The organism is Marinomonas sp. PE14-40, from assembly GCF_051623805.1.
In the GTDB taxonomy this organism is placed as follows: domain Bacteria; phylum Pseudomonadota; class Gammaproteobacteria; order Pseudomonadales; family Marinomonadaceae; genus Marinomonas.
Genome location: NZ_CP130700.1, coordinates 301,045 through 321,279, shown reverse-complemented (window position 1 = coordinate 321,279; position 20,235 = coordinate 301,045). Strand labels below are relative to the sequence as shown.

Below are 20,235 nucleotides of genomic sequence, written 5' to 3'. Positions count from 1 at the left end.
ACGCGGCTAAAGTGCTTGGCTAGGTACTTTTACACTGTCCTTACACTCAAGAATATAAACCCACATAGAAAATTTTATTCAACAAGATCAACTAGATGGGTTTAATTTTAGTGTAAAGTTTTTCTTAGGTTAAAACCTCGATATCGAAGTCCGTCCAGATTGGTGCATGGTCAGAAGGCTTCTCCATACCTCTTAAATCATAGTTAACATCCGCATCTTTTAAGCTAGTTAAAAGCGTTTTTGTTGCCATAATTACGTCGATTCTCAAGCCACGTTTTGGCTCATCATCGAACCCTTTAGAGCGATAATCAAACCAAGAGTATCTGTCTGTTTTACCAGGGTTCAAATGACGGTAAGTATCCGTTAAACCCCAATCTTCAAGTTTTGCATACCATTCGCGCTCAATGGGTTGGAAACTACATTTACCGGTTTTCAACCAACGTTTTGCATTTTGTGGCCCGATACCTATATCTAAATCTGTTGGCGAGATATTAATGTCACCCATGACAATCACTTCCTCATCACCAATGTGGTTTTCTAGGTAGTCCATGAGGTCAGCATAGAACTTTTGTTTTGCAGGAAATTTAGTCTCGTGCTCTATGTTTTCCCCTTGAGGAAAGTAACCATTAATGACTTTCAGCATGCCCTTATCTGTTTTATAAGTGGCGATAATCATGCGTCTTTGTGCATCCTCTTCGTCATTTGGGAAGCCGTATTCAACTTTTACCGCTTCTTCTTTAGAGAAGATTGCCACTCCATAGTGAGACTTTTGACCATAATAATAGGCGTGATAACCAATGCTTTGCGGAATTTCATGTGGGAAAACTTCATCGTGAACTTTGATTTCTTGAAGGCCAATAATATCGGGAGATTGGCTCTTTACCAGCTCTTCAATTTGATGGGGGCGCGCTCTTAAGCCGTTGATGTTAAAAGAAACAATTTTCATAAAAAATCCTAGTATTGGGTTGTGTTCATGATACCCAGCTTAGCAGGCGAGTAACAGCAAAGACCATAGCTTAAAATAAAATTATCAGCTTTATTAAGATGCTTGGAATTAAATCATCTTTCCTCAGTCTGACTATTCAGGCTGGAGGGAAAAGTATCAAACTAGGCCGCATTTTGTGCTTGATAATAAAAACCATTGAAGGAACTTAAGGCAATCCCTATCACTTTAATAGTTCGATTCTTTTGGCATAGATTAGAGTCCACTGTTAGAATCATTTTAAAATTAAATTTCTGCAATTTCATGGAGTTAACATTATGTCTTATCAGTATGACTTGTTTGTCATAGGTGCAGGGTCAGGTGGTGTCAGAGCGAGCCGTATCGCAGCAGGTAAAGGCTATAAAGTCGCCGTTGCTGAAGCCAGTGCTCTAGGTGGCACGTGCGTTAATATAGGTTGTGTCCCAAAAAAGCTATTTGTATATGGCGCTGAATATGGTCATGGCTTTAGTGAAGCCGAAGGCTTTGGTTGGTCAAAGCAAGAAGCGACATTTGATTGGCCAACATTAAGAGATAATAAAACCAAAGAAATAGAAAGACTGAATGGCATTTACCAAAACATGCTAACCAAAGCAGGTGTTGAGATTATCAATGGTTATGCAAAATTCATTGATGCCCATACAGTCGAAGTCGATGGCCAAACTTACACCGCAGAGAAAATCCTGGTGGCTGTGGGTGCTAAACCTTATATTCCTGCCATTGATGGTGCTGAACTTGCTGTTAGTTCTAACGAGATGTTTTACCTAGATAAACTCCCTAAGAAAGCGCTAGTCGTTGGCGGTGGTTATATCGCAGTAGAATTTGCAGGCATTCTAAATGGCTTTGGTGTTGATACCAGCTTGGCTTATCGCGGTGATCAAGTCCTAAGAGGCTTTGACCAAGATGTACGTGACTTTGCTAGTAATGAGTATGTTAAATCTGGTGTTGATCTAAGATTAAATACAGATATTCAAAGTATGCGTTTGGCTGATGCTAGCCAAGCTGACGGTGCTCGTATCGTTACCTTTAAAGACGGTCGTGAAGAAAGCTTTGATTTAATTCTTTACGCTACAGGTCGTGTACCTTACATCGACGGCTTAAATTTAGACGCTGCGGGTATTGAGCTAGATAAAGGCGCAATCAAGGTTAATAAAAACTTTGAAACATCGACTGCAAATGTATTCGCTTTGGGTGATGTGATAAACCGCGTTCAGCTTACTCCTGTTGCCATTGGTGAAGCCATGGCGCTTATCCAATATTGGTTTGAAGGGGCAAGCAAAGATTATGACTATGACAATATCCCTACTGCTGTATTCAGCCAGCCACCTATTGGTACCGTTGGTTTAAGTGAACAGGAAGCTGAGGCCCGTGGTATGGACTTTAGAGTTTACCAAGGTGACTTTAGAGCCATGAAGCATACTTTAAGTGGCTCCGATGCACGCTGCTTAACCAAGCTTTTAGTAGACAACAGTAATGATAAGGTCATTGGTTGTCATATGGTTGGTGACTATGCAGGTGAAATTATTCAAGGTTTAGGCATTGCGATTAAAGCAGGCGCTACCAAAGCTGACTTCGATGCAACCGTTGGAGTACACCCTTCGACTGCTGAAGAGTTTGTTACCTTTTCTGAAGGTTCTCTAAAAAAACGCTAGTCAAACAATTTAATCAGAGCAGGCACTTTATTCCTGCTCTGATTATTTCCTCTGGATTCAAGCTTTTATCTAAGCTAATCTTGTTCCTCATTATTCAGCTTAAGACCCCTTCGACACTCTTTAAGCTTAACGGACTAGACCCTGTCAACTATCGGCAATCGAGACTTTCTCGTATCAACATAAAGGATGAATATAAACGCTTTCCCTATGCTTTGATGTTTGTATTTTTATACAAGTATGACCATAAGCTCACAAACTAAAACATCAGACTCACTGTTTAAACTCGAACGCATAAAGCGCTTTCCTACCATTGTTTGGCTCATTCTATTCGGTACTTTTTTAGCCCGTACTAGCTACTTTATGGCTTGGCCTTTTCTTATTGTTGTTCTGTTCGATGATTATCATGCAAGCGAAGCTCAAATAGGTTTGATCTTTGCTGTGTCTGCTGCGGTAGCCTCTGTATTTGGTCTTTATGTCGGTTACTTATCTGACAAATTAGGTCGTAAGCTCATCATGTTGATTGGCTGTATTTTTGCGGGTTTGATTTATTATGGCATAGGTGGTGCAAATGAACTCTGGCAATTGGCTGCTTTAATGATATTTGCAGGCCTCATGCGACCTACAATTGAAGCGCCAGGCAAAGCTGTAATCAGTGATAATCTCGATTCTGAGAAAGACAGGGAATTAGCCTTAAATATGCGCTATTTCATTCTCAATGCTGGCGGTGCAATTGGCCCACTTCTCGGCATCAGCTTAGCCCTATCACAGCCTCAAACTCTGTTTTATGTAACGGGTGTGACCTACTTTGTTTACGCACTTATGCTGGGGCTAGGCTTTCATTTTAGTAAGGTAACCCTGCCCCCAAGCCACGAATCTGTCATACGCTTTCGTAAAGTGTTTATGGTGATTGCCAATGACAGGCTTTTTATGGGCCTCTTGATTGCAAACATACTACTGATGTTTGTCTATTCCCATATTGAGTCGTCTATTCCTCAAGTGTTAGCCAGAAGTGGCTTAGAAGATGCTGTTAAATGGATTGGCATTCTTGTGGTCGTTAATACCTGTACTGTGATTTTGCTTCAGTTTCCCCTATTGGCCTTATTGGAAAAGAAAAATGTCTTTTTCAGAACCCGTTTAGGAGTGGGGTTAATGGGGGTGGCACAGGTAATCTTTATTTTTACGCCCGAAGACTACGCCTATGGTTGGGTACTTGGCACACTATTTTTAAGTATTGGAGAAGTAATTGCGTTTCCAACTTTGAGTGTACAGATTGACCGCCTTGCCCCTGCACACCTAAAAGGCAGCTATTTTGGTGCGGCTTCTTTGTATTCGATTGGCTTTGCAGCGGGCCCTTTAGTAGGAGGGTGGTTATTGAGCCAACAAGCTAAAGTCAGCCTATTTGTGATTTGCCTCTTGTGTGTATTAGCCATTATTGTCATCTATTATCAGGCACAAAAAATGGCGCATACTAGACCTTCTTAGAAGCATGTTCCTCTTAGAAGCAATCATCACTTAGCGCTTTTTACGGATTAGCACGTGTTCAAAAATGCCTATGAGCTGAATAAGAAAGCTCATAGGCTCACCTATCATTGAGGTCTGGCTAAGCCAATATAACTTGCGAACCTCGGGATCTTGTTTTTTGTTAATCCATGATATTTAAAACGAATTAGGCTACCAATAGCAGGTGGAGCAAGACGCTCCTTATCACTTAAGCCCGACCCAATTTTAAAACGTATTACTGGGCTATCATGGTTTTCTCGCCAAACAACTTCTAATGCGCCTGTTTGACCTTGGTATTTACCATTACCAGGTACGTAGGCTTTCACTCTCGCTTGGGACTCTTGATAAGGCTTAAGTTTAAGTACATTGTCACTACGACCAGACGCAAACCTAGCCTGCTTTCTATGTAAAATCAGCCCTTCTGCCCCTCGTTTTGTGTAGTCCTTTAACATGTCGCTTAAGGCATCATTACCTTTTAATGAGATTTGTTTTATTGGCTTAATAAAGTTGACATTCAACTCATTGAGCAACGTTGTATATGCTTTGGCTCTTGCTTCAAAAGGCAGTTGATAATCCGGCATATCAAACACGTTATAAGTAATTTTTTTCCATGCCTCTTGGTTAATTTTTTTACTCAGTACAGTAGAAGCAGCAAATTCAAAGTCTTGGCGTTTTGACCATAACTCACCATCTAGCCAAACATCAGGTAAAGCCTCAAGAAACCAAGTTGGCGCATGAATTGGGTTGCCATTTTTAGTAACTAATTTACCCTCTCGCCAGATTGCCCTCACACCATCAAACTTTTCACTGACAAGGTAATCGTCTACTTGAATGTCAGATTGATAAACACTGACTAATTGTACTGGCAAGTCTGCTCTTAAACCTGAAGAAAATAAGATTAAGCATAAGATTGCACTGACAGTTTTGGCTCTAGTTATGAGTTTAAAAAGGGGGAAGGGTAAATCAATGAGATATCTAAGCAACATAAGGACTCCTTGTCATCGGCTTAAAAAATTAGCTACAGTATGTCTGCCTTCCTGGCGGACGAAGAAAGTGTACACGAGTTTTATCATTCGATTAGTAAAAAAGTCGAGTTAAACGCTTAGTATCAAGAAGAGAGGCTTTTTTACACATTCACGATAAGGATATAACAGTGAGCAAGTTAGCAAGGATTAAGTATCTTATTAATTTATTTGGCTTTATCCCCCTTCTCCCCATCATTATTTTTCAGGCCTTTAAGGTAAAGTCTAAGACACTTAGATTGCCAGTTGCAGAAGGAAGTAAGCAATTTATCTCACCTGATGCCAACTTAAATTTGTTGCATATAGGTGAAAGTACTGTAGCAGGTGTGGGTGTCTCCCAGTTGGATCACGGCTTAACTAAGGCCATTGTAAATAGGATGAAGCAGACGAATAAAAATCCTATTAACTGGCACATATTGGCAGAAAATGGTGCGACCCTATCTCAACTGAATCAACAAGAAAGCCAGATCCATCATCCGGATGTTTTATTAATTACTATAGGGGTGAATGATACGACTAAGTTTACCTCGGCTAAATGCTGGGCTGCTCAGATCAAACAGTGTGTCGAGCAATTCTCTGGACATAACAGTCAGGTATTCTTTACTCAGGTCCCTGATATGACTCTGTTCCCTGCTCTACCCTTTCCTTTAAACCGTTTTTTAGGTCTCAGATCCCAGCTATTAGACCAGCTTCTTAGGGATATGTGTGAAAAATCAAACTGGCACTTTATCGAAGCTAGCTTGCCCATAAAGCCAGAGTGGATGGCAATCGACGGCTACCACCCCAATCAAGCTGGCTACCAAATTTGGGCAGAACAAATTAGTCACAATATTTTAGAAGTACTCAAAATAAAGCCAAAACTCTAAATTAATTTGGTTACTAAGATAGCCAAGTTTCTAGAAGGTCCGCTTCTTTATTACGTCGAGTTGGATAATTATCACCAAAGTTACGCAAGTTTTTGCATGCTGCTTGCCAATCCCCTGACGTTACTTGACGCCAAAAATTAGGGGTTTTTAATCTAAGACTGCCATATTGAAACGACACAGAAGCAATAACCGTTTGACACTGTGTCGATAGCGTATTGAAGTCGGCATAAGTATCAGCAGCTTGCCACTCTTTAATTAAATTAAACTGTGCATTTTTATGACTGAACTCATTAATGCAGTCCACCTCTTCAGTCGTAACCGTAAGCGGATATTCTGCCAGTACATCACAGGCATTTTGTTTAATTTTATCAGCATAAGGCAGTAGCTTTTTGCATAGGTCACCAGTGAAAGCCTGCTTTAGTTCTGCTTGTGTACGCTGGCCAATATCAAAGCCAGACCCTATGGTGACACCTGATTTACTTGTTTTTGGATCAGGTACATAGCCCTTATTACTTGAACCTTCAAGCTTCGAAATAAAGGTAAAATCGATTTTTGATTGAGAGTAATCAGCATCAGACATGATAGTTTCCTTGGCATTAAATGGAAACTAACGTTAACTTGGCAAGAGTATTGGATAATATGAAAAATCGATTAAAAATTACGCTAAAAAATCTACAAATTGAAGAGATATAAAAGGGTATAACTTTGCTATACCCTTTACGCTAAACCCCCTAGCTTTTAAACGTATTTTCCTCGACCAAACCTTCTAGTTTCTCAATAATGTACTTACCTATCGGAAATGCAGAGGTTGCTGCTGGAGATGGTGCATTGCAGACATGCAAGGAACGCTTAGATTGTGCAAACAAGAAGTCATGCACCAAACTACCGTCTTGCATCACAGCTTGAGCCCTGATACCTGCAGGGTAAGCTTCCAGATCTTTTAGATTAACCTGATCACAATACTTTTGAACTTCTTTTAAGTAACCTTGCTTAAACCATGAGTTACGTGTTTCTTTTAACCCTGTTTTCCAATGCTGAGCTAACAAGCGCCAAAAACCTTTAAATAGAACCATTTGCCAAACATCTTTCAAACTAAAGTTAAGCTTGCCATAACCTTCTCTTTTCCACCCTTGTACCGCATTTGGTCCTACAGTGACTGAGCCATCGATCATACGAGTCAGGTGTACACCTAAAAAGGGAAGCTCGGGATCTGGCACTGGATAAATGAGATGTTTTACGACCTGATCATGCTTTTTATTAAGGCGGTAGTATTCCCCCCTAAAAGGGATGATTTGAAAATCTGTCTTAATGCCCAACATTTTTGTGGTTCGGTCGGCCATTAGCCCAGTACAAGCCACTAAAAATTGACTACTAATCCAGCGATTTTCTGATGTTGATTTAGCTCTAGATTGGTCCAGTTGGATATGCACAGCATTCTCTGTTTCTTTAAGCCCTATCACTTCACTAGAGGTTATCAAGATACCGCCTAACTCAGAAAAGAGTTTTGCCAACTTTTCACATATTTTTTGATAATTTACTATCCCAGTATCGTTAACCAAAATAGCGGCAAGCCCTTTGATATTAGGCTCTTCCACCTTCAATTCTGATTCATCTAACCATTGAATAGGAATCTCATTTTCTTCACAGCGTTGTTTTAACGCTTCTAATCGTGAGAGTTCTAACGCATTAGTGGCAACTAAGAGTTTGCCACACACATCAAAATCAATATCATGTTCGGCGCAAAAGGCTTTAGTCGCAGCAGCGCCCTGCTTACAAAATTGTGCTTTTAAACTACCCGGCTGGTAATACACACCCGCATGAATCACGCCACTATTGTGGCCTGTTTGGTGCAAACCAAACTCAGCTTCTTTTTCAATTAATGCGATTTTTTTCTCAGGATAAGTTTGTTGCAACTGCCAAGCCGTAGATAGTCCGACAATGCCTCCTCCTAGAATACAAATATCATAGGTTGGCGTTTCAATTTGACTCATATTATTTACTCTATGCTTGAGTTTAAATCTTTAGGTTTGTCTTAATAAGGCACATCAAATTAGACTCGTTCTTTTATATAGTCTAAAAATGCCCTAACTTTTGGGGTAACTCCTTTTCGACTTGGTACCAATGAATGTAATGCGACTGTCGGTCCATGCCAATTAGGCAAAACTCTAACTAACTTGCCTTCTTTAACATAGGCATCAGCCATATAGTCAGGTAATTGACCTATCCCAAAACCATCTAACAAGACATGCCTTATGACACTAAAGTCATCCGATTCAAAGCTTGGTTTGAAATGATATTCACGTGCTTGGCCCTGCTTTTCAAAGGTCCATAAAGCAGGATTGTTTAAACTATTCATATGCAATAACTGAAACTCGGATAAATTAGCTATCTTGGGCTCCGGCTTATCTACCAAATAATCAGGTGCTGCATAATAGTTCACATGACGGCAACATAAGTCGCTGGCAACCAAACTTGAGTCGGCTAAATCTCCTATCCGAATGAGAATATCAAAGTTTTCCTCTATGGCATCAACACGACGATTAATCAAACGAAGATCCACACTGACTTCAGGGTAGGCTCGCATAAACCCCGTCATTAGAGGCGCAATTAAATTTTGGCCGACCGACACTGAGGCGCTGACTCTTAACTTTCCTCGCGGGGTTTGGGTTAACGTTTCTAGAGAATATTGAGCGGAATCTAACTCTTCTTTAATCCTTAGACAATGTTGATAATAAATTTGGCCTACTTCTGTCAGAGTGTGTTTACGCGTTGTTCTTTGTAGAAGCGTTACTCCAAGACTTTCTTCTAAGCGAGTCACAGTACGACTTATGTTCGATTTAGGCTTATTCAGGGACTCGCCCGCGGCGGTAAAGCCACCTCTGGCGACAACCTCAGCAAAAACTAACATATCATTAATATTCATTGACTCACCACGATCAAATTCACCTTATAAATCTGCTGCCATAAGCTCAAAAATAGAGTGTAATACCTTGTTAATAATAACAAATTAAACTTTTTCTGTACTCTAATGCCCTTTAATTTTAATTAAACCTGCTAAGCTGATAAATGATTCCTATCCTTTATCATTTACTGAGGAAGCTTATGTTATTTAACAAGTTGTGTTTTGCCTTGTTGCTAAGCATCTTTATTCCTCATCTAACGGCTGCCTCACTCACCCTTTATAGTGAAGAGTTCCCCCCTTTTAATTACACAGAAAGGGGCAAATTTGTTGGCGCTTCTACTGAGGTTGTAGAGGCTATTATGCAAATCACTCAACAAGATTATGAAATAAAAAGCTTCCCTTGGGCCCGTTCTATGCATATAAGTCAGCATAAAAAGAATGGGTTCATTTTTTCAATTAGTCGACGTAAAGACAGAGAGAAACTATTCAAATGGGTTGGCGTTTTAGTCCCTGCAAACCAATCAGTGTTTGCACTAAAAAGTCGTACCGATATCAGAATCAACCAATTAAATGACATGAAGCCTTTTATCATAGGAACCACATTTAAAGATGCTAGAGAGACCTTCTTATTAACGAAAGGCTTTGATTCTCTTAACTTTAAACGCCTCAGTGGTGAAAATACTTACCATCAGCACTATGAACAATTAAAACTAGGTCGAATTGAGCTTTGGCCAATGCCAAATGCCGTGATGAATCACGTCGTCACCTCGTATGGAGACAAACCCGATAATTGGATACAAAATGTGTTTAAGTTAGATGAGATTTCTCAAGAAGGTTATTATCTAGCTGCAAGCCTAACAACATCAGATAACTTAATTAATAAGCTCAGGCAGGCTCTGATTGATTTCAAACAATCAGAGGCCTATTCACAAATCATTTTAAAGTGGGGTTTATAAGGCTTTTAGAACCCTGGATTTTCAATTAAAAAAGCTAACTCATCTGGAGTGGACTCACGACCTAATATCTCATTTCGATGAGGGTAACGACCAAACATTTTGATGATATCCAAATGCTTCTGTTCATAGGATTTCATATTTTCATTGTTTGATAATTGAAAATAAGGCTGCCCTTCTTCATGAACTAAAGCAGATTCACTGTGCATAAAGGGCATCATCATAAAATCAAACTCAGCGGCATCATAGGTTTTATAATCCCCACGTCTAATCGCTTCTTGCGCTAATACTAAGGCTAAGCTGTCAAAGGCAAATGATTTGGCGGTGCCACGAAATATATTTCTTGAAAATTGATCCAACAGTATAATTTCTGCCAATGCAGATTTTGGCTCATTGCGCCAATGGCTTAATTCACCAATACTGGCTTGGTAATGCAGTGCTGAAAAACGCTCACTAATGTCTTCATCTAAATCATCATCTTTGGCAAACCATTGTTTCGCTGACAATTCTTTGAACCAAAAATCCAATACCGACTGGTAACTCATGTCCTTGTCCTCTCTTTTCTATATCGCACTTTTTTAAAATAAAACAGATCTAATTAAGGCAAGTCTAATTAAGACGACCTCAATAATACTATCTAACTAAAACAAGTTTGTACCTATTATTCCAAAAGCCAAGATGCGAAACTATAATTTCACAAATGAGATTATAGATACTTACTATTCAGCCTCTTTTCAGTTAGCATGCCCGAATTATTCTCATCAACATTCAGCGTCAGTAAGAGGAGGAAGTCCATTATGAAACATTCAGTCTTGTACTTACGCGGAATTAGTCAGATATTTTTGCTAAGTAATCCCGTCATAGGTCTAGTGATGGTGATTACATTAGCGCTTTTATCTTCAAATTTGTTATTCGGTTGCTTATTAGGTGCGCTCGTTGGGGTTATCACAGCAAGCTTGGTAGAATTGGATAAGAATAAAATTGATTTAGGTTTATTTGGCTATAACCCTGCTTTGTTAGGAATGGCAATTTTAACCTTCTATGAAATTAGTCTGACGGTTTGTATCGTCATCGTACTTGCCAGCATTTTCACCACACTTATCACAAGTAAAATAAGCACTCTTTTAGGGCCGAAAATCCCCCCTTATACTAGCCCTTATCTTCTTACTGTATGGTTAGTTCTCTTATGTAGCCCTTATCTGAACCTTATCCCTGTTAGTACGATAACGCATGTGCAAGCGATTACTATTGAACCCTTTACCCCCATAAAAGGCTTAGGACAAGTTCTCTTTCTTGATAGTGTTTTCGCCAGCCTGTTATGCTTGATTGCGTTAACTATTCATTCTTTTAGAATGGCTATCTGGGCTGTTTTCGCTTCAGTTTTAAGCCTAGTTTTTGCTTTGGGTCTCGGTTTCGACCCAGTTGCTATAGAACAAGGTATGTATAGTTATAATGCGGTTTTAGTTTGTATTGTATTAGTGGAAAAATGCAAATCTAAGCTTGTGATTATTACGATAGGCACTTGCTTGAGTGTATTAATCACTCATGCCTTTAGCTTCTTAAACTTACCAGCATTAACTGCGCCATTTGTACTCTCAGTATGGATTATTTACTGGCTAAAAATGCTTTATAGACCGATTTTTCCTCAGTTCACTCTTTAAAGCTAAAGCATCGGATAAATAAACGCCTAGAGAAGTAAAGCTTACTAAGATTACTTCCCTAGGAACCTGCAACTAAACTTTTATAGAAGTTTAAAAATTAGCACTGGATTGTACTGTTTGACCAAGATTACCTGAGGTAACTTGATTGTTAGTACCACCTTGCCATTCAACGCCAGCATTTGTATTAATGTCTTCATGTTTAACACATTTCCACTCTATTTGAGTATTGCCAGGTACAGGCACAATACCTTGCCAGTTAGGATAGTTAGCCGCATCCAATTTGATACCTTGACTAGACTGCCAGCTACCCAACGCATCAATATTCCCTACAACATAAACACTCTGCCCTACATAAGTGTTTGCGTTGTTACAACTAAAGCTAACATAGGCATGATCGCCTTGGTTAACGTCAGCTTTGAAATTAGTGACGAACTGACTATAACGAGATTGGCCTGTGCCGCCATTAGTCACATCACCAATGCGTAGCACAGTCATCCCCTCATAACTTGCATAACGGAAAGCATTTTCAATATTATTCCAGCCTGTTTGTGTGGCAACACCACCAGCAAGGGCATTCTCACCTTTAATCACCACACCTTTATCTGCTGCGCCTTCTGCTACCCAAAAGACTAAATCTTTAGCCAAGCTATATTGAGGCGCATAGTTTTGGTTATCCATTTCTAATGCGGTGAAATGTAATATCACAGACCTAGGGTTTGCTTTATAACTTTCTACCAAGGATAAGATGGTTTCATAACCATGCGCTGTATTACGACTTGTTAGATCGATATCAGAAGGGATCAAGCCAGCAGCCATTTCTGCTGATCGGCGGGTATTATCTGTAATTCCCATTTTCCAGTGAATACCAGGAATTTTAAACCCTAGTTCAACCCCACTAAGCGCACCATCTAAACTGTTAATGGCCATATCCATCATACGCTTACCATGTGCCACAAGACTCTCGTGGTACCAGCGAATAAAGTCTTTACCATATTGCGTGTTGAACTGATCTCCTTGGTTAATAAAGAAGTCTGCATTAGACGGTGGTGTCACTTGATTTAGGTTGGTCAAAGATAATGACCAAGCCTGATTTATACCTGATAGGTTTTGGTATTTCGCCATAGTCCAGTTTTGAAAGTCTGTTACCGCTCTCGCACCATAGGCTTGGAAAGCGCCTCTAGTAGGATAACCCGTTCCCGTATCATGGCTATTGTAAGAAGGGTATCTCAGCTCACCAGCAGGCCCCATAGACACATTTACTTCGTCTATCATGCTAGCTTTGCTCGCATATTGGCTTTCAAAGGCCTCTAATAGCTGTTGATACTGAGGCAATACAAGATCATCTGCCCAAAGCGAAACCGTTTCTTGGGAGTAGTTCCCCTGTTCACTCAGATACTTAAGGTCATTTTGATTAACTGAGTTATAGGCAGTCCAGATCCAATTGGGTAATGGGATATTACAATCGTCTCCAACATTGCCACCACATTGGTGCATACTGATTATTGGCACCCAATGTAACGAGGCATTTTCTAACTTTTCAACCACCTTGTCATAATAGGTCCAATCGAAGTTTTGATCGCCAGCAGCTTCTACCTTTCCCCACCAAACATCCACAGACACTGCATCTATGCCCATGTTTTTAGCCGTATAAAGCTGGTTTTGGAAAGTATTCCAAGCAGCCTCATTAGTTATTTCTAACGGAGCCATCACGTTTACTGTCTTCGCTTGATTTGCCTCTAGCAACAAAGGATAAAAACAGGCACTGGTGAGCGTGGTTAATAGCGCAATGTGTTTTTTCATTTTCATTCCCTATAAAATTTTATTGTTATGGGCTCTGCTTGGCATATCGCCCTCTTAAGGTGCGAAACAGTATAGTTTTGATATTTTCCTTAGCTCAAGCCATAAGGACACTCAATTTTCCCTTAATCCTTTATCGCAGAAGCCAATTTTAAGATTCTATTCAAGCAAGGAAAAATAATAAAACACAAAGCAAACAAACTATTGTTTTTATTAAATTTATTGATAGATACTTTTTAAAACGTACAACTATCGGCAACTTAAAATTAACTTAACAATTAAATTTAAAGCATAAAAAAGCCAGTATAAAGACACTTCATACTGGCTTTTACAGTGAACCTAATCTCAATTAGTTGAAATTACGCCTTTGTTGCTTGTCTTTTTTCTCTTAACAGGCGTTGGCGTTCTTTATCATCCTGCTTCTCTTGGCGATGTTTCATCACAGCATCGGAAACTTCTGCACCGATATGCTCTTCGCCACGTTCTTTAGCGAGTTGTACTTGACGCTCTCGTTCGATAAAGCGCTGACGTTGTGCATCTGTGTATTTATCAAAACAGTGATGGCAACTCACACCTTGCTGGAAACGCTCATCTTCTTGTTCTTCTTTGGTAATTGGCATACGGCAAGCGTGGCACTGATCATATTCACCTTTTTCAAGGTCGTGATTAACCGATACACGGTTATCAAAGACAAAGCAGTCACCTTCCCAAAGTGTCTCTTCTTTTGGCACTTCTTCAAGGTACTTAAGAATACCGCCTTCTAAGTGATAAACTTCTTCAAAGCCCTGTTCTTTCATATAGGCAGTCGACTTCTCACAACGAATGCCACCGGTACAAAACATAGCCACTTTCTTTTGTTTGCCTGGGTCCATGTTTTCTTCAACATAAGCAGGAAACTCGCGGAAAGTATCCGTTTTAGGGTTTACCGCATTTTTAAAGGTGCCAATTTGGACTTCGTAGTCATTACGGGTATCAACCAAAACCACATCTGGGTCAGAAATTAAAGCATTCCAATCTTGAGGCTTAACATAGGTGCCCACCACTTCTTTTGGATCTATGCCTTCAACACCCATGGTAACAATTTCTTTTTTCAATTTTACCTTAGTACGATAAAACGGCATTGCCTCATCATAAGATTCTTTAGAAACAATATTTTCAAGACCTGGTTGTCGATCTAACCAAGCCAACATGGCATCAATACCTACTCGGCTTCCTGCGACAGTACCGTTAATCCCTTCTTCAGCTAATAACAAGGTACCACGCACCTCATTGTCTGTAAGACAAGCTAATAAAGGCTCTTTTAACTCAACATAGTTTTTTAAGGTAACAAACTTGTATAAAGCACAGACAACAACCTGATCTGTATTTTCTGTTGGGGTATTAGTACGGGTAGATTGAGACATGTATCACTCCAATGCGGTCTGGAACGTAAAACCAGAGCAGTTAAAATTAAGGCGCGCATTATAGTGATATTCATCAAAGAATTCGAGTTTTTAAATGAACTTTCTAAAAACTCGAACCTTCTTTTTGAGGTGTTTTAACTTTTATTTATGTCACTTATTTTACTGATATTAGTTACGGGTTTCACAACACTTAGCATCAGCTGCCAAATGGGGTACAAAATTACAAGGTCCATGGCGTGAGTCTAGTTGCTCTTTCAATATGCCATGCCAAGCCAAATCACAGGCACCTGTTGAGCCTGGCATAGCAACCACTAAAGTATTATTTGCAAGCCCTGCCAAGGCACGCGACTGTACAGTAGATGTACCTATATCAGCATAAGATAAGTGTCTAAACAATTCGCCAAAACCATCAATCGTTTTATCAAGTAAAGGGATAATCGCCTCTGGGGTAGAATCACGACTAGTAAATCCCGTTCCACCCGTGATCAATACAACATTAACGTCAGCAGCACTGATCCAAGCAGATAAATAGGCGCGAATCTCATAGATATCATCCTTACAGATGATCTTATCTTCATAGTGATGGCCTGCTGCCTGAAGCGCCTCTACAAGATGTTTTCCAGAGGTATCTGTTTGTCTAGTACGAGTATCAGATACGGTTAGAACCGCAATGCGTAGAGGAACAAATTCTGTACTGACATGGTTTCCCATGGTGTCTCCAAAGCCTTAAATAAGGCAATTAATTATCCAATAAAATTGATAGCGTTTTTCTATCTGAAAGAAACTACTAATAGCGACTGTAAGCGGCTAATACTAGTCTCATTGAGATAGATTGATTTATCTAAAAAAGTTAGTGACTTATACCTTCAACCCCTGCCATGTCAGGTAGTTTATGCGCAATGCCTTTATGGCAATCGATACAGGTTTTCTCACCACTGGCCAACGCACCAGAATGCTGAAACGCTGCTCGCTTGCTCTGTCGGGTAAAGTCCATTGAGTCAAACTCATGACAATTACGACACTCTAGTGAGTTGTTTGCTTTTAATCTTGCCCATTCATGTTCGGCCAATTCTCGCCTTTTCCCTTCAAATTTTTCGCGGGTATTAATCGTGCCAAAAATTTTGCCCCAGACTTCTTTCGAGGCCTGCATTTTACGGGCTATTTTGTCGCTCCAAGCATGGGGAACATGACAATCAGAACAAATCGCTCTCACGCCAGAACGGTTGCTATAGTGAATGGTACTTTGCAACTCCATATAAACGTTATCTTCCATTTCATGACAACTAATACAAAAAGCCTCGGTATTAGTTAACTCCATGGCGGTGTTAAACCCACCCCAAAAAATCACCCCAGAAACAAAGCCTGTAATCACTAAAAAGCCAAGAGAAAGATGTACTGCTGGACGAGACAATATCTGCCAACCCAACTTTATTAATGCCAAAATATTTTTCATACTCGACCTACTTATTAGCTGCTGGTTTCATCAAGTCATTTACGTCAACAAACTCATTATCTATTAGAGGTTTTGACTCTGTTTGAGTCACATGACACTGAGTACAGAAATAACGTCGTGGAGACATACCAGCTTGATACTCACCTTCTCGATTCAAATAATGGCTTACTCCAACTGGGGTCGCCTGAACTTCGCTGGCCTTATCTCTCGCATGGCAATCCATACATTGGTTCACATTCTTATCAATTTGATATTTGCTAATAATGTGGGGCACAGTTGGCGGCTGCTGAGGGTAATCGCGCATACGTTTTAAATCTTTATTTTCAACATTGGCAATCGCTGGCGGTGCGACTTCCTCTGTTAATAAGATATTGTCACGCATAGTTGCGACTTGGACGTCTTGTGCTTGAGCACTGGACACCCCAGATACGATCAAACTAAAACTAATCAAACCTAAACCAAGTAAACTTGTTAGCCATTTTTGGGTGAAAATTTTAAACATCATCATTCTCCTTCATTTAGGCTTTAACAATTTTGACAGCACATTTTTTAAAGTCTGTTTGTTTAGAAATTGGATCCGTTGCATCCAAACACACCTTATTAATTAGCTGAGTCGCATCAAAGAAAGGCACAAACACTAAGCCCACAGGCGGTTTATTTCGGCCTCGTGTCTCTACTCGCGTTTTAATCTCTCCACGGCGAGAGACCACACGTATTTCATCACCTCGGCGTAAACCTCTTTGTTTGGCATCTTTAGGATGCATATAACAAAGTGCGTCAGGGAAAGATTTATACAGTTCTGGCACCCTTTGAGTCATAGAACCTGTGTGCCAGTGCTCTAATACTCGACCTGTACTTAGCCACATATCAAACTCTGCATCTGGACTTTCAGCAGGAGGCTCATACGGCAAAGCGAAAATGACAGCACGATTATCTGGCTTGCCATAAAATTGATAACCAGTTCCTGCTTTTACATAAGGATCAGAACCTTCTTTAAAGCGCCATTGGGTTTCTTTGCCATTAACAACTGGCCAACGTAATCCTCGCTCTTTGTGGTATCTATCGTAATCAGCCAGATCATGCCCATGGCCTCGCCCAAAAATGGCATACTCCTCAAATAAGCCTTTTTGCAGATAAAAACCAAAGTCATTAGATTCTTGGTTCTCATAGTCCTGACTAATCTGTGACAGAGGAAACTGATCGACTTGACCGTTTTTAAAGAGCACATCAAACAATGTTTTGCCTTTATAAGCGGGATTCTTAGCCAAGACATCAGCAGGCCAAACCTCTTCTGTGGTAAAACGTTTAGAAAATTCCACCAGCTGCCATAGGTCAGAACGGGCTTCACCTGGTGCGTTAACTAACTGATACCAAGCTTGAGTTCGACGTTCAGCGTTGCCGTAAACCCCTTCTTTTTCTACCCACATAGCAGTCGGTAGGATTAGGTCAGATGCTTCAGCAGTGATCGTTGGATAAGGGTCAGAACAGACAATAAAGTTATCTGGGTTACGATAACCAGGTAGCATCTCTTCGTTAATATTAGGACCTGCCTGCATATTGTTATTTACCTGCAGCCAGTAAACATTAATCTTGCCGTCTTTTAGATCTCGACTTTGTTTAACCGCATGAGAACCTGGCTTGGCATTCAGTATTCCTTTTGGCAGCTTCCATACTTTTTCTGAATAAGCCCTGTGCTCTGGATTCGCCACCACCATGTCTGCAGGTAATCTATGGGAGAAAGTACCCACTTCACGTGCGGTACCACACGCTGAAGGTTGGCCTGTTAATGAGAAAGGTCCGTTTCCTGGCTCTGAAATTTTGCCGGTTAAAAGGTGAATGTTATAAAGCAGGTTATTTGTCCAAACGCCACGTGTATGTTGATTTGCTCCCATAGTCCACAAAGACATCACCTTGGTCTTTGGATCAGCATATAGCTTGGCAATTTTCTCTATGTTCGCTGCAGGTACACCAGACATTTTTTCAGCGTACTCAAAGGTATAAGGCTTCACAAACTCAGCAAAAGCAGCGAAATCGATTGGTGTAGAAGCACCTGCTTTTTTCGCATTTTTAGCCTTTTTCTCTAGTTCATGAGTTGGCCTTAAGCCGTAACCTATATCGGTTACCCCTTCTCTGAAGTTCACATGTTTTTCAATAAACGACTGGTTTACATTGCCACTCTCAATGATGTAATTGGCGATCGCATTCAACAACACCATATCGGTTTGCGGTGTAAAAACGGCTGGAATATCTGCTAGATCAAATGATCTGTGTTTATAGGTTGATAAGACAGCAACCTGAACATGAGGATGACTTAAACGACGGTCAGCAATACGCGTCCATAAAATAGGGTGCATTTCTGCCATATTAGAACCCCAAAGCACAAAAGCATCTGAGTTCTCAAAGTCGTCATAGCATCCCATTGGTTCATCAATACCAAAAGTACGCATGAAGCCACCCACAGCCGATGCCATACAATGCCTAGCATTTGGATCAATATTATTAGACAGGAAGCCTGCTTTCATAAGTTTTACAGCGGCATAACCTTCATGTACTGTCCATTGGCCAGAACCAAACATACCTATGCCAGTGGGGCCTTTAGCTTTTAAGGTCGCTTTCCACTTCTCTGCCATGATGTCGAAAGCTTCATCCCAAGATACTGGCGTGAACTCACCTTCTTTATGATAAACACCATCTCTTTTGCGTAATAAAGGCTGAGTCAATCTGTCTTTCCCGTATAAAATTTTGGATAAAAAATATCCTTTTACACAAGAAAGCCCTTTGTTTACTTCGGCTTTAACATCCCCATGTGTTGCAACAACCTTACCGTTTTTAGTAGCAACACTAATACCGCACCCTGTGCCACAAAAACGACACGGCGCTTTAGACCATGTCAACTCATTCGCTGCACTTGAGGTAATAAGGTTACTCGCACTTGTTGGTAAACTAATACCAGCGACAGAAGCTGCAATCGTTGCGGCTTGGGCTTTAATGACATCTCGGCGGGTTAATTTCATTGATACTCTCCGGCTCTTACGGGTTCACAAAGGGGTGAACCTCAATTAATTCTTTAAATACATAGGCCTAAAAAATGTTTGTGCTTTAATGCTGACTGGCATGTTTTTGCACATCATTCTCACAAAACTGAACATGTTCTTTTGAGGTCAATAGCTGAGCAGCATTTTCTTCCTTTAACTCATCTTCAAGCTCATCACTTGGCATCACCTGGTGATAAACCATTGAGACATCCACGACCCCTTCTAACGCTGTTATTGCTTCAATTCGATCCAAAATCACACCTTGGTGGGGGGCTTCGGTCACAACAACAAACTTTCCATTGCCATCACTGCCATGAAGCTCTATCTCTGCCATTGCAGTTAATGCCTGCTCTATCAACTGCTGCCTTTCAGGGCGGCAGTAAACAATAAAGCTACTGATATGACTGGTTATTTCTTTCATAACATATGTCCTAAACGGTTAGGGGTTGCTAAAGCAGACATGCTAAATGAGTTAGATGGGCAAATTGCGACACAGGCTCCACAACCAGTGCAATCTTCTAAGGCTATTTCTGGAACAGGGATTGATGATGACCAGATCATAGAAATAGACTCGTTATCACATACTTCTTGGCAACTTTGACAAGCCACCTTATGTTTACTTAAACAAGACTCATCAATATTTAAATCAAAATAAAACGCATTTAATCCGTTTGATTTAACCAAGGCGGGTGAGCTTTTTGGATGTTCATTTTGATTAATGCCTTGTTCAAACTGGGTATCACATGCATTTACACAGGCTTCACAAAAAGTACATTCGCCTTTACTAAAATCAATCTCGGGATAACCACCATCAGCAACTTTAATAATTTTCTCTTCACACGAATCAATGCATTGATGACAGCGTGTACATTGCTCAAGAAAATCATCATCAGCTAAAGCCCAAGGCGGCCTCAAAGGGAGGTGAAACTGCTTTTGTACCTGATCTGGTTGAGAAAAAGGTCTTAAAAAAAGTGCTCTTCTAGAATGATTCATCGTCATATTAAATGCCCAA

General features: G+C 40.3%; 19 protein-coding genes. 5 read left to right on the top strand and 14 right to left on the bottom strand.

Going from position 1 to position 20,235, the window contains the following annotated elements; all coding sequences use genetic code 11:
* Positions 1 to 124: 124 nt before the first annotated feature.
* Positions 125 to 946, bottom strand: a complete 822-nt coding sequence (gene xthA, locus Q0A08_RS01365) for an exodeoxyribonuclease III (protein ID WP_438464348.1) — start codon at positions 944 to 946, stop codon at positions 125 to 127.
* A gap of 314 nt (positions 947 to 1,260) precedes the next feature.
* Here xthA and gorA point away from each other — a divergent pair, with 314 nt between their 5' ends.
* Together gorA and Q0A08_RS01355 are read left to right on the top strand one after the other, a co-directional pair.
* Complete coding sequence (gorA, locus tag Q0A08_RS01360; protein WP_438464347.1) at positions 1,261 to 2,631, top strand: glutathione-disulfide reductase; 1,371 nt, start codon at positions 1,261 to 1,263, stop codon at positions 2,629 to 2,631.
* A gap of 237 nt (positions 2,632 to 2,868) precedes the next feature.
* Positions 2,869 to 4,113: an MDR family MFS transporter gene (locus tag Q0A08_RS01355; protein ID WP_438464346.1), complete on the top strand. Its 1,245-nt coding sequence runs from the start codon at positions 2,869 to 2,871 to the stop codon at positions 4,111 to 4,113.
* A 104-nt stretch (positions 4,114 to 4,217) separates the two neighbouring features.
* On the opposite strand, the gene Q0A08_RS01350 is transcribed toward Q0A08_RS01355, so the two are convergent.
* Complete coding sequence (locus Q0A08_RS01350) at positions 4,218 to 5,117, bottom strand: DNA ligase (RefSeq protein ID WP_438464345.1); 900 nt, start codon at positions 5,115 to 5,117, stop codon at positions 4,218 to 4,220.
* Positions 5,118 to 5,284: 167 nt separating this feature from the next.
* On the opposite strand from Q0A08_RS01350, the gene Q0A08_RS01345 reads away from it, so the two are divergent.
* Positions 5,285 to 6,019: an SGNH/GDSL hydrolase family protein gene (locus Q0A08_RS01345; protein ID WP_438464344.1), complete on the top strand. Its 735-nt coding sequence runs from the start codon at positions 5,285 to 5,287 to the stop codon at positions 6,017 to 6,019.
* Positions 6,020 to 6,032: 13 nt separating this feature from the next.
* Here Q0A08_RS01345 and Q0A08_RS01340 read toward each other — a convergent pair whose 3' ends face one another.
* From Q0A08_RS01340 to Q0A08_RS01330, 3 genes are all read right to left on the bottom strand, one after another.
* Positions 6,033 to 6,599 (bottom strand): pesticin C-terminus-like muramidase, encoded by a 567-nt coding sequence (locus tag Q0A08_RS01340; protein ID WP_438464343.1) that lies wholly within the window; start codon positions 6,597 to 6,599, stop codon positions 6,033 to 6,035.
* Positions 6,600 to 6,750: 151 nt separating this feature from the next.
* Positions 6,751 to 8,010 (bottom strand): L-2-hydroxyglutarate oxidase, encoded by a 1,260-nt coding sequence (lhgO, locus tag Q0A08_RS01335; RefSeq protein WP_438464342.1) that lies wholly within the window; start codon positions 8,008 to 8,010, stop codon positions 6,751 to 6,753.
* Positions 8,011 to 8,069: 59 nt separating this feature from the next.
* Positions 8,070 to 8,942, bottom strand: a complete 873-nt coding sequence (locus tag Q0A08_RS01330; RefSeq protein WP_438464341.1) for a LysR substrate-binding domain-containing protein — start codon at positions 8,940 to 8,942, stop codon at positions 8,070 to 8,072.
* 179 nt (positions 8,943 to 9,121) lie between these two features.
* On the opposite strand from Q0A08_RS01330, the gene Q0A08_RS01325 reads away from it, so the two are divergent.
* Positions 9,122 to 9,877, top strand: a complete 756-nt coding sequence (locus tag Q0A08_RS01325) for a substrate-binding periplasmic protein (protein WP_438464340.1) — start codon at positions 9,122 to 9,124, stop codon at positions 9,875 to 9,877.
* Between the two features lie 5 nt (positions 9,878 to 9,882).
* On the opposite strand, the gene Q0A08_RS01320 is transcribed toward Q0A08_RS01325, so the two are convergent.
* Positions 9,883 to 10,419 carry a DUF924 family protein gene (locus Q0A08_RS01320; RefSeq protein ID WP_438464339.1) on the bottom strand — a complete coding sequence of 179 codons (537 nt, stop codon included), beginning with the start codon at positions 10,417 to 10,419 and terminating at the stop codon, positions 9,883 to 9,885.
* Positions 10,420 to 10,671: 252 nt separating this feature from the next.
* Between Q0A08_RS01320 and Q0A08_RS01315 the strand changes: the two genes are divergently transcribed.
* Positions 10,672 to 11,535, top strand: coding sequence for an urea transporter (locus Q0A08_RS01315; protein ID WP_438464338.1), 864 nt, complete (start codon positions 10,672 to 10,674; stop codon positions 11,533 to 11,535).
* Positions 11,536 to 11,625: 90 nt separating this feature from the next.
* Here Q0A08_RS01315 and Q0A08_RS01310 read toward each other — a convergent pair whose 3' ends face one another.
* The 8 genes from Q0A08_RS01310 to Q0A08_RS01275 all read right to left on the bottom strand — a co-directional run bounded on the left by Q0A08_RS01310 (position 11,626) and on the right by Q0A08_RS01275 (position 20,222).
* Positions 11,626 to 13,335 (bottom strand): family 14 glycosylhydrolase, encoded by a 1,710-nt coding sequence (locus tag Q0A08_RS01310; protein WP_438464337.1) that lies wholly within the window; start codon positions 13,333 to 13,335, stop codon positions 11,626 to 11,628.
* 356 nt (positions 13,336 to 13,691) lie between these two features.
* The gene (gene trhO / locus Q0A08_RS01305; RefSeq protein ID WP_438464336.1) at positions 13,692 to 14,735 is read right to left on the bottom strand and encodes an oxygen-dependent tRNA uridine(34) hydroxylase TrhO; all 1,044 of its coding nucleotides are present in this window, start codon (positions 14,733 to 14,735) and stop codon (positions 13,692 to 13,694) included.
* 168 nt (positions 14,736 to 14,903) lie between these two features.
* The gene (moaB, locus tag Q0A08_RS01300; protein WP_438464335.1) at positions 14,904 to 15,446 is read right to left on the bottom strand and encodes a molybdenum cofactor biosynthesis protein B; all 543 of its coding nucleotides are present in this window, start codon (positions 15,444 to 15,446) and stop codon (positions 14,904 to 14,906) included.
* A gap of 139 nt (positions 15,447 to 15,585) precedes the next feature.
* The gene (locus Q0A08_RS01295; protein WP_438464334.1) at positions 15,586 to 16,188 is read right to left on the bottom strand and encodes a cytochrome c3 family protein; all 603 of its coding nucleotides are present in this window, start codon (positions 16,186 to 16,188) and stop codon (positions 15,586 to 15,588) included.
* Positions 16,189 to 16,195: 7 nt separating this feature from the next.
* Entirely contained in the window at positions 16,196 to 16,690 is a 495-nt protein-coding gene (locus Q0A08_RS01290) for a nitrate reductase cytochrome c-type subunit (protein WP_438464333.1), read from the bottom strand.
* 16 nt (positions 16,691 to 16,706) lie between these two features.
* Complete coding sequence (gene napA / locus Q0A08_RS01285; RefSeq protein WP_438464332.1) at positions 16,707 to 19,202, bottom strand: nitrate reductase catalytic subunit NapA; 2,496 nt, start codon at positions 19,200 to 19,202, stop codon at positions 16,707 to 16,709.
* Between the two features lie 85 nt (positions 19,203 to 19,287).
* Positions 19,288 to 19,644, bottom strand: a complete 357-nt coding sequence (locus Q0A08_RS01280; protein ID WP_438464331.1) for a chaperone NapD — start codon at positions 19,642 to 19,644, stop codon at positions 19,288 to 19,290.
* Positions 19,641 to 20,222, bottom strand: coding sequence for a ferredoxin-type protein NapF (locus Q0A08_RS01275; protein ID WP_438464330.1), 582 nt, complete (start codon positions 20,220 to 20,222; stop codon positions 19,641 to 19,643). The genes Q0A08_RS01280 and Q0A08_RS01275 overlap by 4 nt, the downstream gene beginning before the upstream one ends.
* Positions 20,223 to 20,235 lie beyond the last annotated feature (13 nt).

Excerpts from the sequence above, each read along its gene's own strand:
- xthA (WP_438464348.1), bottom strand. The coding sequence starts at position 946 with ATGAAAATTGTTTCTTTTAACATCAACGGCTTAAGAGCGCGCCCCCAT.
- gorA (WP_438464347.1), top strand. The coding sequence starts at position 1,261 with ATGTCTTATCAGTATGACTTGTTTGTCATAGGTGCAGGGTCAGGTGGT.
- Q0A08_RS01355 (WP_438464346.1), top strand. The coding sequence starts at position 2,869 with ATGACCATAAGCTCACAAACTAAAACATCAGACTCACTGTTTAAACTC.
- Q0A08_RS01350 (WP_438464345.1), bottom strand. The coding sequence starts at position 5,117 with ATGTTGCTTAGATATCTCATTGATTTACCCTTCCCCCTTTTTAAACTC.
- Q0A08_RS01340 (WP_438464343.1), bottom strand. The coding sequence starts at position 6,599 with ATGTCTGATGCTGATTACTCTCAATCAAAAATCGATTTTACCTTTATT.
- lhgO (WP_438464342.1), bottom strand. The coding sequence starts at position 8,010 with ATGAGTCAAATTGAAACGCCAACCTATGATATTTGTATTCTAGGAGGA.
- Q0A08_RS01330 (WP_438464341.1), bottom strand. The coding sequence starts at position 8,942 with ATGAATATTAATGATATGTTAGTTTTTGCTGAGGTTGTCGCCAGAGGT.
- Q0A08_RS01325 (WP_438464340.1), top strand. The coding sequence starts at position 9,122 with ATGTTATTTAACAAGTTGTGTTTTGCCTTGTTGCTAAGCATCTTTATT.
- Q0A08_RS01320 (WP_438464339.1), bottom strand. The coding sequence starts at position 10,419 with ATGAGTTACCAGTCGGTATTGGATTTTTGGTTCAAAGAATTGTCAGCG.
- Q0A08_RS01315 (WP_438464338.1), top strand. The coding sequence starts at position 10,672 with ATGAAACATTCAGTCTTGTACTTACGCGGAATTAGTCAGATATTTTTG.
- Q0A08_RS01310 (WP_438464337.1), bottom strand. The coding sequence starts at position 13,335 with ATGAAAAAACACATTGCGCTATTAACCACGCTCACCAGTGCCTGTTTT.
- trhO (WP_438464336.1), bottom strand. The coding sequence starts at position 14,735 with ATGTCTCAATCTACCCGTACTAATACCCCAACAGAAAATACAGATCAG.
- moaB (WP_438464335.1), bottom strand. The coding sequence starts at position 15,446 with ATGGGAAACCATGTCAGTACAGAATTTGTTCCTCTACGCATTGCGGTT.
- Q0A08_RS01295 (WP_438464334.1), bottom strand. The coding sequence starts at position 16,188 with ATGAAAAATATTTTGGCATTAATAAAGTTGGGTTGGCAGATATTGTCT.
- Q0A08_RS01290 (WP_438464333.1), bottom strand. The coding sequence starts at position 16,690 with ATGTTTAAAATTTTCACCCAAAAATGGCTAACAAGTTTACTTGGTTTA.
- napA (WP_438464332.1), bottom strand. The coding sequence starts at position 19,202 with ATGAAATTAACCCGCCGAGATGTCATTAAAGCCCAAGCCGCAACGATT.
- Q0A08_RS01280 (WP_438464331.1), bottom strand. The coding sequence starts at position 19,644 with ATGAAAGAAATAACCAGTCATATCAGTAGCTTTATTGTTTACTGCCGC.
- Q0A08_RS01275 (WP_438464330.1), bottom strand. The coding sequence starts at position 20,222 with ATGACGATGAATCATTCTAGAAGAGCACTTTTTTTAAGACCTTTTTCT.